This is a genomic window from Oricola sp. (genome assembly GCF_022763245.1).
Taxonomy (GTDB): Bacteria; Pseudomonadota; Alphaproteobacteria; order Rhizobiales; family Rhizobiaceae; genus Oricola.
Map to the genome: position 1 here is coordinate 1 of NZ_JALEGV010000008.1, position 12,878 is coordinate 12,878.

General features: G+C 66.4%; 11 protein-coding genes. 8 read left to right on the top strand and 3 right to left on the bottom strand.

The window, feature by feature from the left end:
• Both MRY80_RS01660 and MRY80_RS01665 read left to right on the top strand, forming a co-directional pair.
• Positions 1-604, top strand: a 604-nt coding sequence (locus MRY80_RS01660; RefSeq protein ID WP_293287282.1) for a hypothetical protein, incomplete at its 5' end; no start/stop codon positions are given.
• A gap of 268 nt (positions 605-872) precedes the next feature.
• On the top strand, positions 873-2,327 hold the full coding sequence (locus tag MRY80_RS01665; RefSeq protein WP_293287284.1) for a PLAT/LH2 domain-containing protein: 1,455 nt from the start codon (positions 873-875) through the stop codon (positions 2,325-2,327).
• A 188-nt stretch (positions 2,328-2,515) separates the two neighbouring features.
• On the opposite strand, the gene MRY80_RS01670 is transcribed toward MRY80_RS01665, so the two are convergent.
• Together MRY80_RS01670 and MRY80_RS01675 are read right to left on the bottom strand one after the other, a co-directional pair.
• The gene (locus MRY80_RS01670; protein ID WP_293287286.1) at positions 2,516-3,337 is read right to left on the bottom strand and encodes a hypothetical protein; all 822 of its coding nucleotides are present in this window, start codon (positions 3,335-3,337) and stop codon (positions 2,516-2,518) included.
• Positions 3,338-3,531: 194 nt separating this feature from the next.
• Entirely contained in the window at positions 3,532-5,058 is a 1,527-nt protein-coding gene (locus MRY80_RS01675) for a glucosyltransferase domain-containing protein (protein ID WP_293287288.1), read from the bottom strand.
• A gap of 279 nt (positions 5,059-5,337) precedes the next feature.
• Here MRY80_RS01675 and MRY80_RS01680 point away from each other — a divergent pair, with 279 nt between their 5' ends.
• The 4 genes from MRY80_RS01680 (at position 5,338) to argC (ending at position 10,652) form a co-directional block, all read left to right on the top strand.
• Positions 5,338-6,963: an MFS transporter gene (locus tag MRY80_RS01680; RefSeq protein ID WP_293287290.1), complete on the top strand. Its 1,626-nt coding sequence runs from the start codon at positions 5,338-5,340 to the stop codon at positions 6,961-6,963.
• 105 nt (positions 6,964-7,068) lie between these two features.
• Positions 7,069-8,574, top strand: coding sequence for a mechanosensitive ion channel family protein (locus MRY80_RS01685; RefSeq protein ID WP_293287292.1), 1,506 nt, complete (start codon positions 7,069-7,071; stop codon positions 8,572-8,574).
• Positions 8,575-8,646: 72 nt separating this feature from the next.
• Positions 8,647-9,597 (top strand): agmatinase, encoded by a 951-nt coding sequence (gene speB / locus MRY80_RS01690; RefSeq protein ID WP_293287294.1) that lies wholly within the window; start codon positions 8,647-8,649, stop codon positions 9,595-9,597.
• A 128-nt stretch (positions 9,598-9,725) separates the two neighbouring features.
• Entirely contained in the window at positions 9,726-10,652 is a 927-nt protein-coding gene (argC, locus tag MRY80_RS01695; protein ID WP_293287296.1) for an N-acetyl-gamma-glutamyl-phosphate reductase, read from the top strand.
• A 48-nt stretch (positions 10,653-10,700) separates the two neighbouring features.
• Here the strand turns inward: argC and MRY80_RS01700 are convergent, their stop codons facing one another.
• Complete coding sequence (locus MRY80_RS01700) at positions 10,701-11,594, bottom strand: LysR family transcriptional regulator (RefSeq protein WP_293287298.1); 894 nt, start codon at positions 11,592-11,594, stop codon at positions 10,701-10,703.
• A 104-nt stretch (positions 11,595-11,698) separates the two neighbouring features.
• Here MRY80_RS01700 and MRY80_RS01705 point away from each other — a divergent pair, with 104 nt between their 5' ends.
• The gene (locus tag MRY80_RS01705) at positions 11,699-12,094 is read left to right on the top strand and encodes a cupin domain-containing protein (RefSeq protein WP_293287300.1); all 396 of its coding nucleotides are present in this window, start codon (positions 11,699-11,701) and stop codon (positions 12,092-12,094) included.
• 39 nt (positions 12,095-12,133) lie between these two features.
• Entirely contained in the window at positions 12,134-12,877 is a 744-nt protein-coding gene (locus MRY80_RS01710; protein WP_293287302.1) for an SDR family oxidoreductase, read from the top strand.
• Position 12,878 lies beyond the last annotated feature (1 nt).

The window sequence follows — 12,878 nt, forward strand, 5'->3', positions numbered from 1 at the left end:
CCCCGGCCAGCCCGCGCCGATGCAACCGACGCCCGCCGCGCCGAGCCAGGGCCAATCCGGCCAGATCCAGCCCATGCAGCCGCCGCAGCCGATGCAGCCGCCTGCCCAGGGCACGCAGGCCGGTGCGGGAGACGTCTTCGGCGTCGCGCCCGGCGAGGTCCACACGCCGCCGAACGCGAATGGCGAGCTCTGGTTCACGGCCACCTACACGCAGGGGCTCGATGTGACGCGGTCGCTCACCTACGGCATCCCCGAAACGGACGCCATCGCCGCCGTGGCCAGCTGCAATCCGTCGCTCAGCCGCAACTTCCAGCTCAACCTGCTGCTCGCCGCACCCGCCGGCGCCGCGCTGGGTCAGGACGTCGTGGTCAATCTCGTCTTCGACGGACAGGCGGCCACGCGCCTGGGCAAGGTCGCCGGCCTCTTCGAAGGCAGCGTCGATGTCCAACTGCATCTCGGCGTCGACGATCCGGTCTGGAAGGTGCTGCAGACGGCAACCACCGTCACCTTCGGCATCGCGGATTCGCCGGTCGTGACGGTGCCGGGCGCCGCCAATGCGGCGGCTTACTTTACCAGCCTATGTGCGCGCTTGGTTGGGCAATAGAAGGGATTTTCTCGCAGGGGCGCCGGCCGGACGAGCCTGTCCGCGGCGCGTCGTGCTGACCGGGACGACGTCGGGACGGGTCGTCTTGTGAGGCTGGACAGAAAGGAGCCGAACGAAAGGCAACAGGCAGAACGACCGGCGATTTCTCCGGTCTCGCAGGGGCAAGCACGATCAAACACGACTTAAATTTGTGAGGATAGGTCCGATGATGAAAAGAGATGCGAAACCCGAGACCGGGAAGATGTCCCGAAGTTGGCGTGGTTGCCTCATGGCAGGCCTGCTGCTTGCCGGCGCGGCGACGACCGGACTCGTGTCGGCGACGGACGGGGCGCAGGCGCAGTCGATCGTCAATTACTGCGTCATGGCCAAGACCGGCGACGTCACCCGTGGCGGAACCGACAACACGTTCGACATCACGCTCTACGGCCGAACCGGTAAGTCGCGTCCCTACCGCCTGCAGGGTGATTCCGAGCGAAACGAATACGAACCCACGCCGATCGCGACATCCGATATCGGCGTCATCACCCGCATCGCGATCGACGGCACGTCCGGCCTCGCCGATGACTGGTATGTCGCGTTCGTGCGCGTCTACCGGGATGCGACCTGCGACAACGTCACCGTCGCCGACGGCTGGTCCGAATTCATCATCAATGACTGGGTCGAGGGCGGAGGCGACGTGAAATACGCCAACGCGACGAAGATCGTCGAGCCGCGCGTCGAGCTGCTGCCGTCGGGCGAGGTCAGCTACAACCCGGAATATCTGACCATCGTCAACTACGCCGACGTCCGCGGCCCCACCCAGCAGACCGTGATGAACTTCCAGGAAACCTGGTCCACCGTGAAGGAGGTTCAGGTCTCCAAGGAGGACGTGCAGAGCGTCGGCATGGGCGCTTCCGTCACCTGGGAAAGCCCGGAAACGGTCGCTGGCACGTTCGGCGCCGAAGTGTCGACCTCCTGGGAGAACATCGTCGCGAAGGCGCGCAGCGAATCCACCCAGAACATGAGCGAGTCGACTTATGACTGGAGCTACACCGCGCCCGGCAACACCTTCGTCTTCCGCAAGACGACCTTCGAGGTCCCCTATCGCGACGAACTGATCAAGGCGTCTGACGGAAGCCGGCAGTTCCTGGTCCGCAAGATCGGCGGCCGGATCACGCCCGTCTCCAATGCCGGGTCGTTTCTGGAAATCCCGCTGAGGCGGGGCGAGGAGATCATCCAGGTCGGCACGCAGGAACTGGAAACCGAATGGTTCGCCTATCTGCGCCAGCAGGATGCGAACCAGCTGCGCACCAGCTACCTGCCCTACTGGAAGAGCCAGGGCTGGGTTGTCGAAGGCGCCGGCGGCGGCCGCTTCGGCGTGGTCGCTCCGGCCGCACCGTCGGCGCCCGCCGCACCGGCGCAGCCGAACGCGCCCATGACGGCCGCCTGCCGGGACTCCGTCGATGGCAAGGTCGCCTACGACTACAACGGCAACAATGTCTGGAACCCGGCCAACATCGACGCGCTCTGCGGCGCGAGCCCCAATGTCGAACCCGTCACCTGCTTCCAGCAGGTCATGTTCGGCGGCGTCGACTGGGGTGGCGGCACGCAGTGGGCCTGGGCCAATGCGCTCAACCTGTGTGCCGGAACGTCAAACGCCGCCGGACGCGTCAACTGCTTCAAGCAGAATGTCGGCGCCCAGGGTTGGGCCGAGGCGATCAACAACTGTTCTCGCCAGCCCTGACGACAAGGGGCGCCGTCGGTTCGACGGCGCCTGCCTTCGTCGCCGATCGCGATCGGCCGTGACCGAAAAGAGACCCGAGCCCTTCACGCGCTCGGGTCTTTTTCATTGATCAAGCTCGCAAGACATTCCCCGGGTGCGTCAGTCTCGCCGCGGCCGCGGCCGCTGAACAGCAGTGCGCGAGATCTGCCTCAGTTCCCGAAAAGGTAGGGGTTTTCGAGCGGCAGGGGTTGGCAGAACGGCTGCCGGTTGATCTGTTTCAAGGCCGCGCACGCCACGTGAGACGGGCATGGCTTGATCCATCCCTTGGCTCCGTAAACCTCGTATTTGTAGCAGCCCTCGAACAGCCAGTAGCGGACACTCTCCTGGTTCAAGGCGAGCGCGTTCACGGCATCGTTGCACAGCCCGTACGAACCGGGATGACGCACATAGAGATCGTTGCATATCTCCGCGACCTGCATGTTGGTGCCCTTCTTGATCCGCTCCATCACGTAGATGCAGGTGTGACACGGCCCGAATTCCGAAGCGCTGGCGCCCGCCTGCGGCGAACTCTGATTGTCGTACGGGCTGGCCCCGGGGTTGTTGTTCTGCGTCTGCGCCGTCTGCGGAGGCGCGGGCGGCGTTGGCGCAGGTGCAGGTGCAGGAGGCGTGGGCGCAGGCGGAGTTGGAGCGGGCGGGTTCGGCGCTGGCGGCGTCTGCTGTTGGGCGACTTCGGTGCCGACGCCCTTGCAATCTTCCAGCGCCTGCATCCATTCGCCGTGCTGCGCGATGCCCGCCTGGAAACAGCTGATCCGCGCCTGGACCTGCTTCACGCCCTGACAGAGGTTTCGGATATTCTGCGGGTTCCAGATGACCGCGCCGGACCGGTTCCAGGCGACCTTCCCGTCGATCGCATAGAAACACTGCTCCTCCTCGGCCGTCTGCGCGGCCGCGGTCAAGATGAGCGAACAAAGGCAAAGCTGCGTCACGAGAGCGGCAAGAACGCCTGCTCCCAAATATTCCCGAACAGACATGCCGGCCCACCCCCGATGAAATCCCCAGACCGCGATCACTGTTGGAGGGTTACGTTGGGTTGTCAAGGAATACGCAAAGTCGATCGCGCCCCTGTCCTTTGAGCTTCCCAGGCACAAATCGGCCGGCCGGCCTGCTTCATCTGTTCAACGGGGCTTGCGACCAGTCCCCGTTCAGGAAGGCGCGCCGCCGGATGTTACCGCTCATGCGCCCAGGTGACGGGCATGTCGGCCCGTTCCGGCTCGAGCAGGACCACGACGACCCCGTCTTGGACGAAGACGGAACTCGGGTCCGGCCAGGGCTTGCGCCCTTCCAGTCCGGCCCGCGCCGCCTGCAGCTCCTTCGGTGTTGGCGCGACGAACGCCTCGCGCCCGAGGAAGAAGTTCAGGATCTCGACCTGCCGGTACTCGACGAACATCTCGGAAGCGATATGCGGCCTGAAATATTCGTTCGGGAACTGCCGATAGCGGCCCCCGCCGCTGCGAGGCATGTGGCCGAACACCGCGATCGGCATAATCTCGTCGGACAACAGCGGCTCGACCCGGGCGACGATGCGATTGACGCGGTTGACGTCGTAGATGCTCTTCAAGGCCGCTGCGTTGTTCTCCTGCGCCCCCACCAGCGCGAAGAAATACGTCATCAGCGCGAGCGAAATCGCCACCGGAATGCGCAGCACGGACGACTTCAGGAGCAAGATCCCCGCAAAGAAGAGCACGTAATAGGCCTGGGGCGTGTTGACCCGCCCGGCGGCCGTCCAGGTGTTGTCGTTCAGCACGCTCGACAGGAAGACGAGCGGCGGCAGCACCGCCAGCACGAGGACGACAAGGCCCGCCATGGCGGCGCCGTTCCGGACAGCCGCAGCAGGGACGAAGAGCGCGCCAGCGATCACCAGAACCCCGGGCAGCCACGCCAGCGCCGCCGGCATGTAGTCCACGTGAACGGTCAGCGCCGCATAGAGCCTCGGATAGGACATCACCGCCTGCGCCCAGATCTCCGGAAGGCCGTTCACGTCGGTCCGGCCGAGGCTGTCTGCTCCGATCACATGCGCCGACGTCGCCAGGTAAAACCCGACACCGAGCAGGAAGGCCGCCGCGGCCTTGGCGACAATCTCGACCATCGAGGCGAACGACCGGTCCTTCTCGCTTGCCGCCAGCAGCACCGAGAATGCCAGCAGCAGCGCCACCAGGGCGATCTTCGGCTGGTAGGCGGCCAGACCGAGCATGAACAGCAGTCCGGCCACGACGACCGGCATCACCCGCCCGCTGCGGCGCAGGACGACGACGCCCAGGAGCGCCATCGTGTCGCCGGCCGTGAAATGGATGTGGTCGCCCGTGAACGAATAATAATCGAGGAAGGCCGGATGCAGGCACAGGAAGGCGGTGACCAGGAACGTGTCGCGGCGGCTCTTGATGCCCAGCAAATGCGCGAAGACGATGCCGTTTGCCGCCTGGATGGCCGCCCCCAGCAGCATCGCGAGAGGTTGGATGCCGGCGCCGCCGAACACGCGGATCAGGATGTCGGCGAACCACCGCCCCTCGAACGTCGTCTTCACCGAGGGATAGTCGTAGATCCAGGCGTTCGGCAGCGTGTGGTTGGCGAACAGCACGTCGGTGACGAAGTAGCTGTAGATGACGAGCGTCAGCAGATAGCAGGCAAGGAAAACGGCCCGGTCGCGCACCCAGATGCCACGGATAGCTTCGAAGTCCGGGAAGCGAGAATTCATGAAGCGGCCTTTTGTGGCGAGCAAGTCATGGCGCGGGGCCAGCCTGCCGTCGTCGGTTGGGCAGTCCGGAATACCTTCGATGTGAACGAAACCGATACTTGCTCGCCTTGCGAATGTCACGCCTCGGCCGCCGGGCGCGGCGTCGTTTCCGTTCGGACACGCGGGCAGGCGCATCCCGCGACAGCCGGCATCGCGCCGCGTAAATTCCCCTGTGCTTTCCGTCCATTTGGCGTAGAACGAGTGTCGGCCTGACTCGACGGGCCTCAGGAGGAGGACACCATGCCGAAGGCGGATTCCCTCACGGGAGTGCTCCGCAACCAGACGTTCCGCATGCTCTGGACGGCGACCCTGGCGTCGAATTTCGGCACGCTGGTCCAGTCGGTCGGCGCCGCCTGGATGATGACGGAACTCACCGCCTCGGAAAGCATGGTCGCCCTGGTACAGACCTCGGTGACGCTGCCGATCATGGTCTTCTCGCTGATCGCCGGCGTCTTCGCCGACAATTTCGACCGCCGCACCGTGATGCTCGTCGCCCAGGGCTTCATGTTCCTCGTCTCGATCGTGCTCACTTTCCTCGCCTTCGAGACGCTCCTGTCGCCCTGGCTGCTGCTCGGCCTGACCTTCCTGCTCGGCTGCGGCACCGCGCTTCACAACCCGTCCTGGCAGGCCTCCGTCGGCGACATCGTCAGCCGCGAGGAGGTGCCGGCCGCCGTCTCGCTGAACGGCATGGGCTTCAACGCCATGCGCAGCGTCGGGCCGGCCATCGGCGGCGCCATCGTCGCCATCGCCGGCGCGGCCGCCGCCTTCGCCGTCAACATGGCGAGCTACGTCGCCATCATCGCCGCGCTCTATCGCTGGCAGCCGGCGCAGACGCCGCGAAACCTGCCGCGCGAGCCCTTCGGCATCGCCTTCCAGGCGGGCCTGCGCTACGTCGCCATGTCGCCGAACCTCGCCAAGGTGATCATGCGCGGCTTCATCTTCGGCGTCGCCGCCGTCGCCCTGCAGGCGCTGCTTCCGATCGTCGTGCGCGACAACCTCCAGGGCAACGCCTTCGTCTTCGGCACCCTGCTCGGCTGTTTCGGCATCGGCGCGGTCGTCGGCGCCTTCGCCAACGCCGAGTTGCGCGCCCGCCTCCACAACGAGACCATCACCCGCATCGGCTTCCTCGGCTTCGCGGTGAGCAGCTTCATCCTGGCGGTCAGCCCCTGGGCGGTCCTGTCGGCGGCCGCGCTCGTGCTGGCGGGCGTCTGCTGGATCGTCACCCTGTCGCTCTTCAACGTCACCATGCAGATGTCGACGCCGCGCTGGGTCGTCGGGCGCACGCTGGCGCTCTACCAGACCGGCATCTTCGGCGGCATGGCGGCGGGAAGCTGGCTGTGGGGCGCCATGTCGGAATCGATCGGCACGAACGGCGCGCTCACCGGCGCCGCACTCACCCTGCTCTTGGGCGCCGCCATCGGCCTGCGCCTGCCGCTGCCCGATTTCGCCCAGCTCAATCTCGATCCGCTCAACCGCTTCGCCGCGCCGCCGCTGCGCCTCGACCTCACCCAGCGAAGCGGCCCGATCATGATCATGGTCGATTACGAGGTCGCCCAGAAGGACGTGCAGGAGTTCCTCGGACTGATGACGCTGCGCCGCCGCATCCGCATCCGCGACGGCGCCCAGCAATGGACGCTGCTGCGCGATCTGGAAAACCCGGACGTCTGGACCGAGACCTATCACGTGCCGACATGGGTCGAGTACATCCGCCACAACCAGCGCCGCACCAAGTCCGACGCCGAGGTGACGGAACGGCTTCTGGCGCTGCACAAGGGCCCGACGCCGTTGCGCGTGCATCGCATGATCGAACGCCAGACCGTCACCCCGCATGACGACATGCCGCGCGTCGCCGACGAACCCGATTGATCGCCGCCGATCCCGGCCGAACCCCGGTTTCCGGCCGCCCTCCGATGCAACGACGCCAGGAAAACGGGCTTGCCTCCGGCGGCGTTCTGGTGTGTGAGTGCACTCATGACGGGCCTCCTTGTGCGTGCCGCCATATTCGTCGTCGTGGCGCTTGCGGCTTTGAACGAAAACCGGATCTCCTCCGCCCTCTTCGCGGAGACGTCGCAGGGCACCGCGGCGGCATTCGCGCTCATCCTTCAAAGCCTTGTCTGGATCGCCGGGGCGTTCCTGGTCATCTCGGCGCTGGAGAAGTTCTTCTGGAACGGCGTCGTCGCTCGCCTGGCGCGCCATCCCGTGCCGCAGCTTCTCAAGACCACCGTCGCGCTGATCATCCTGGTCATCGCCGTGACCTGCGTGATCTCCTTCGTCTTCCAGAAGGACGTCACCGCCATCTGGGCGACGTCGGGCGCGGTCGGCATCGTCCTCGGCCTGGCGCTGCGCAACATGATCCAGGACGTCTTCACCGGCATCGCCCTCAATCTCGACGGCTCGATCCGCGAGGGCGACTGGATCTCGCTGCATCACAGGGACTTCGCCACCGAGCAATATGGCAAGATGCTCGGCATCGGCTGGCGCGTCTGCCGCGTGCAGCTCGAAAACAACAATGTCGTCGTCGTGCCCAACGGCATGCTCGGCATGATGGCGGTCACCAATTTCGCCCATTCCGATCACATCTCCCGCCTGCAGGTGGAAATCGTGCTCGATTTCGACGTCTCCGCCGACCGCGCGCGCCGGATCCTTCTGGCCGGTGCCCGGGCCGCGGCCTCGGAAAAGGGCATCCTGGAGCAGCCCGCGCCGACCGTCCTCGTCGGCGAGCCGGAGGAACGCGGCATCTGCTACCTCGTGCGCTTCTGGGGCAAGGTCGACGAGCGCTCGCCGTCCGCCCTGCGCGACGCGGTGATGACGCATCTCCTCAAGCAGCTTCATCTGGCCGGCCTGACACCCGCCCTGCCGAAGGAGGACATCTTCCTCGACCGGCGGCCCAAGCGGCAGCTCGACCATGACGGCACGGACGACCGGCTGGAGATCCTGTCGCGCATCGAGCTCTTCGCCGGGACGTTGAAGAAGCCCGAGCTCGCCGAAATGGCGCAGAACGCCCGCATCCGCCAGTACGCGCCGGACGAGGCGCTGGTGCGCCAGGGCGAAGCCGGCAGCTCGCTCTTCGTCGTCGCGGAAGGCGTGCTCGACGTGCATGTCGAGGGACAAGACCAGAAACCGCTGAAGGTCGGCCACATCAGCGCCGGCGAGATCTTCGGCGAAATGTCGCTTCTGACCGGCGCGCCGCGCTCCGCCACGGTCTCCGCCTCCACCGGCGTCGTCGCCTACGAGATCACCCATGCGCAGTTCGAGGCGCTTCTGAAGGAGCGGCCCGAGATCGCCGAAGCGATCAGCCGCCTCGTCGCAAGGCGCCAGGCCGCGACGGCGGGCGCTGCCGCAACCGGCCTGCCGGCCGACATGGAGAAGGAGGAGCGCCTGCTCAAGCAACGCATCCTCGACGGCATGTCGAAGGTCTTTTCAAGCATTCTCGGCCCGTCGGCCCCGGCGCAGTCCGCCATGGTCCGACAGGCCTGACCGCCCGCCCCGATTTCGCCGCGGACGCGGCGCAAGGCGACCACAAGCAGCATTCCGAGGACGAGCCGACCCATGCCATCCAAGACGATCGACCACGCATTCACCGCCCGCGGCCTCATCGGCGCGGCCTCAGACCCGACCCATGCCGGCGCGCTGTCCTTCATGCGCCGCAAATACACCAAGACGCTGCGCGGCGCCGACGCTGTCGTCTGGGGCATCCCCTTCGACGCGGCCGTCTCCAACCGGCCGGGCGCGCGTTTCGGCCCGCAGGCGATCCGCCGCGCCTCCGCGATCATGGACAATGATCCGCAATACCCCTTCGAGCGCGACCTGTTCGAGCATCTCGCCGTCATCGATTACGGCGACTGCCTGCTCGACTACGGCAACCACCAGAAGACGCCGGCGACGATCGAGCGCGAGGCGGCGAAGATCCTGCGTTCCGGCGCCTTCCTCGTCACGCTGGGCGGCGACCATTTCGTCACCTGGCCGCTCCTGAAGGCCCATGCGGCGCGCCACGGCAAGCTGGCGCTGATCCAGTTCGACGCCCATCAGGACACCTGGTTCGACGACGGCCGGCGCATCGACCACGGCTCCTTCGTCATCCGGGCCGTGCGCGACGACGTCATCGACCCGGCGCATTCGATCCAGATCGGCATCCGCACCCACGCGCCGGAGGATTGCGGCATCGAGATGCTGCACGGCCACCAGATCGACGAGATGGCGGCGACCGCGATCGCCAATGACATCCGCAAGCGCGTCGGCGACAAGCCCTGCTACGTCACCTTCGACATCGATTGCCTCGACCCGGCTTACGCGCCCGGCACTGGCACCCCGGTCGCCGGCGGCCCGTCATCGGCGAAGATGCTCTCCGTCCTGCGCCAGCTCGGCGACCTGAACATCGTCGGCGCCGACATCGTGGAGGTTGCGCCGGCCTACGATCACGCCGATATAACGGCGATTGCAGGCGCGGCCGTGGCGCAGCATTACCTGGGCCTGCTGGCGGAGAAACGCGCCCGACGATAAGACGATGGCGAGAATACCGGAACAACCAGCCCGGCCTCCAACAGGCCGCGACCGCGGCCCGGGCTTTCGCCCGCAGCCGCATAGCCGGCGAGCACCGGCGTGAGCGAAAACAAAGAAGCGAAGCGACAATGAAACCGAAACTCTTCATCGACGGCGAACACGGAACCACCGGCCTGCAGATCCGGCAGCGGATCGCGGGACGCGACGACATCGAGGTCCTGTCGATCCCCGAGGCCGAACGGCGCAACCAGTCGCTGCGCGAAGAGCTTCTGAAAGAGGCCGACATCGCCATTCTGTGCCTGCCGGACGACGCGGCGCGTGAATCGGTCGCCATGATCGGCGACGCCGGCACGCGCGTCATCGACGCCTCGACGGCGCATCGGACGGCCGAGGGCTGGACCTACGGCATGGCCGAACTCGACGGCGACCAGGCAGCCAGCATCCGCGCCGCGCAATTCGTCGCCAATCCCGGCTGCTGGCCGCAGGGCCCGATCGCGACGCTGCGCCCGCTGGTCAAGGCGGGCCTCGTGCCGGCGGATTTCCCCGTGACCTTCACCGGCATCACCGGCTATTCCGGCGGCGGCAAGGCGATGATCGCCGACTACGAGGCGATGGGCGAAACCGCGCCCGAATTCCTGCCCTACGGGCTGACGCTGTCGCACAAGCACCTGCCGGAACTGAAGCGCTACGCCCTCCTGTCGCGCGACCCGCTCATGGTCCCGGTCGTCGGCGATTTCGCGCAGGGCATGGTCACCATGGTTCCGCTGCAGCTCGGCGCGCTGCCGACCGTCCCGACCGGCAAGCAGCTCCACGAGGCCATCGCCGACCACTACGCGTCGCTTGACGCGAGCGTCATCGAGGTCGCCCCCTTCGAGAAGGTCGAGCGCGTGCCCGGCCTGCAGCCCGAGGCGCTCAACGACACGGACGGCATGAATCTCTACGTCTTCGCCAACGACGACCGCGCCCAGGCCGTCCTGATCGCCGTCTACGACAATCTCGGCAAAGGCGCCTCCGGCGCGGCGGTTCAGAACCTGGATTTGATGATCGGGGCCTAGGAAAGCCAAGGTCGCGGCCCGCCACGGGCCGCGCCACATCTGTGTCGCTCACCCGCGATACCGCATCGCCTCGACGAAGCGGGCGAAGGCCGGCGAGGCCAGGCGGCGGTTCGGGTAGTAGAGATGATAGCCCTGGATCGGCGGGCACCAGTCGTCGAGCACGATGAGCAACTGCCCCGCCTCGATATGCGGGCGCGCCAGGTCTTCGGGCACGAAGGCCAGACCCAACCCGTCGACGGCGGCGTGCAGCACCGACACGATGCTGTCGAAGGTCGCCTGCCCCGTGACGCGGACATCAAGCGCGCGGCCCTCCTTCTCGAATTCCCATGCATAGAGCCCGCCGGCCGAGGCCAGGCGCAGGTTGACGCATCGATGGTTCGTCAGTTCGCCCGGATGCACGGGCACTGAGTGCCGGGTGAAATAGTTCGGCGCACCCACCACGACGAAGCGCCAGTCGGGCCCGATCCGCACCGCGATCATGTCCTTGCTGACCGATTCCCCCAGCCGGACGCCGGCGTCGAAACGTTCTCCGACGATGTCGACGAAACCGTTGTCGATCGACACCTCAACATGGATGTCGGGAAACTTCGGCAGGAACGCCGCCAGCCGAGGGCGCAGGATCGTCTCCATCGCATGCACCGCCGTCGTCACCCGCACGGTCCCCGCCGGCTTGTCGCGCAATTCGCTCAGGGCGTCGATCTCGCTTCGGATCTGCTCGAAATGCGGCGCGATGGACTGATACAGGCGCTCGCCCGCCTCGGTGGTCGCCACGCTGCGCGTCGTCCGGGTCAGGAGGCGCAGGCCGAGCCGCTCCTCCAGCCCGCGTATGGTGTGGCTGAGCGCCGACGCCGAAACCGCCAGCTTCGCCGCCGCCCTGGTGAAGCTGCGCTCCTCGGCCACGCAGATGAAGGCTCTCAACTCACTCAGCTCGTCACGCGCCATTCCTGAACACCACTCAACAGTTCATGCAAATTATGCCCACTAATCGAATAGCGCATTGCCCCATAGATCTCCAGCACACGCAATCGAGAAGAAAGGCAATCGCCATGGACATTGTCCGCGCAGACGATCACCCCAAAGGCCCGGGACCGGACGACTGGTTCACCGGCTCGGTGCAGGTCGAAATGCTCTTCAACCGCGCCGACCGGGACCGGGTCCAGGGCGCCAATGTCACCTTCGAGCCGGGCGCCAGGACCGCTTGGCACACCCACCCGCTTGGCCAGACCCTGATCGTCACCGCTGGCCTCGGCCGTGCGCAGCGCTGGGGCGGGCCGATCGAGGAGATCCGGCCCGGAGACATCGTCTGGTTCCCGCCCGGCGAGAAGCACTGGCACGGCGCCGCGCCCGGCACGGCCATGACCCACACCGCCATCCAGGAAGTCCGTGACGGCAAGGCCGTCGACTGGATGGAGAAGGTCTCCGACGCCCAATACGGCGCCTGACGCCGCCCCTCACCACAGACAACAGGAAAGCAGAACATCATGATCGACAACAAGACCGTCATCATCACCGGCGCCTCGTCCGGCATCGGCGAAGCCACCGCCAGACGCCTTGCCGCCCGGGGCGCCAACGTCGTCCTCGGCGCGCGTCGCGAAGACAGGCTGAAGGCGATCGTCGACGCCATCCGGGCCGAAGGCGGCAAGGCCGTCTGTCAGGCGCTGGACGTCACCGATCCCTCCGACAACGACGCCATAGTCAAGCTCGCCACGGACACCTATGGCAGCGTAGACGCCATCCTCCTCAATGCCGGCCTGATGCCGAGCAGCCCGGTCTCCGCGTTGAAGACCGACGAATGGAACCGCATGATCGACGTCAACATCAAGGGCGTGTTGAACGGCGTCGCGGCCGTCATGCCCGCCTTCACCGAGCAGAAGTCGGGCTACGTCCTGGCGGTGTCGTCGGTCGCCGGCCTGAAGAACTATCCGGGCGCGTCGGTCTATGGCGGCACCAAGTGGTTCGTGCGCAACTTCATGGAGGTCCTGCGCATGGAATCGGCCATGGAGGGCACGAACATCCGCACCGCGACCCTCTATCCGGCCGCCATCTCCACCGAGTTGCTCGACACGATCACCGACCAGCAGACGGCGGCAGGCATGCAGGGCCTCTATGACGCGATGGCCATTTCGCCGGAACGCATCGCCGACGTCGTCGCCTTCGCCCTCGACCTGCCGGAAGACACCGCCGTCAGCGAATTCACCGTCGGTCCGGCCAGACAGCCCTGGTGAC

What these genes read in the sequence shown, in the direction of transcription:
- MRY80_RS01670 (WP_293287286.1), bottom strand. Translation starts at nt 3,337, where the DNA reads ATGTCTGTTCGGGAATATTTGGGAGCAGGCGTTCTTGCCGCTCTCGTG.
- MRY80_RS01680 (WP_293287290.1), top strand. Translation starts at nt 5,338, where the DNA reads ATGCCGAAGGCGGATTCCCTCACGGGAGTGCTCCGCAACCAGACGTTC.
- MRY80_RS01675 (WP_293287288.1), bottom strand. Translation starts at nt 5,058, where the DNA reads ATGAATTCTCGCTTCCCGGACTTCGAAGCTATCCGTGGCATCTGGGTG.
- MRY80_RS01700 (WP_293287298.1), bottom strand. Translation starts at nt 11,594, where the DNA reads ATGGCGCGTGACGAGCTGAGTGAGTTGAGAGCCTTCATCTGCGTGGCC.
- speB (WP_293287294.1), top strand. Translation starts at nt 8,647, where the DNA reads ATGCCATCCAAGACGATCGACCACGCATTCACCGCCCGCGGCCTCATC.
- MRY80_RS01710 (WP_293287302.1), top strand. Translation starts at nt 12,134, where the DNA reads ATGATCGACAACAAGACCGTCATCATCACCGGCGCCTCGTCCGGCATC.
- MRY80_RS01685 (WP_293287292.1), top strand. Translation starts at nt 7,069, where the DNA reads ATGACGGGCCTCCTTGTGCGTGCCGCCATATTCGTCGTCGTGGCGCTT.
- argC (WP_293287296.1), top strand. Translation starts at nt 9,726, where the DNA reads ATGAAACCGAAACTCTTCATCGACGGCGAACACGGAACCACCGGCCTG.
- MRY80_RS01665 (WP_293287284.1), top strand. Translation starts at nt 873, where the DNA reads ATGGCAGGCCTGCTGCTTGCCGGCGCGGCGACGACCGGACTCGTGTCG.
- MRY80_RS01705 (WP_293287300.1), top strand. Translation starts at nt 11,699, where the DNA reads ATGGACATTGTCCGCGCAGACGATCACCCCAAAGGCCCGGGACCGGAC.